Origin of the sequence: Rahnella sp. RcJ3 (assembly GCF_009498575.1) — a bacterium.
Lineage (GTDB): Bacteria > Pseudomonadota > Gammaproteobacteria > Enterobacterales > Enterobacteriaceae > Rahnella > Rahnella aceris.
In genome coordinates this window covers 1-508 of the sequence record NZ_QSNX01000060.1, presented here as the reverse complement: position 1 = coordinate 508, position 508 = coordinate 1, and the positions used below count along the sequence as shown (strand labels likewise).

At 49.4% G+C, this 508-nt stretch carries 1 protein-coding gene; it reads right to left on the bottom strand.

The genetic code is table 11. The features are described from left to right. Positions 1-508 (bottom strand): EF-Tu/IF-2/RF-3 family GTPase (locus tag DXU84_RS24970; RefSeq protein ID WP_255425966.1); only part of this gene is annotated, 508 nt, incomplete at both ends.

Sequence of the window (508 nt, the reverse complement as noted above, 5' to 3'; positions counted from 1 at the left end):
TCATCCATCGCGATTGGGTGGATCAGGGTAACAACCATGTTCACGTTGTCACCAGGCATAACCATCTCAACGCCTTCTGGCAGTTCGATAGTACCGGTCACGTCAGTTGTACGGAAGTAGAACTGTGGACGGTAGCCTTTGAAGAATGGAGTATGACGACCACCTTCATCTTTGCTCAGGATGTACACTTCGGAATCAAACTTGGTGTGTGGTTTGATTGAACCTGGTTTAGCCAGAACCTGACCACGTTCGATATCTTCACGTTTGATACCACGCAGCAGAACACCAACGTTCTCACCAGCACGGCCTTCGTCCAGCAGTTTGCGGAACATTTCAACGCCAGTACAAGTAGACTTAACAGTGTCCTTGATACCGACGATTTCAACTTCTTCGCCCACTTTAACGATACCACGCTCTACACGACCGGTAACAACTGTACCACGGCCGGAGATGGAGAATACGTCTTCGATTGGCAGCAGGAATGGCTTATCGATAGCACGCTCTGGCA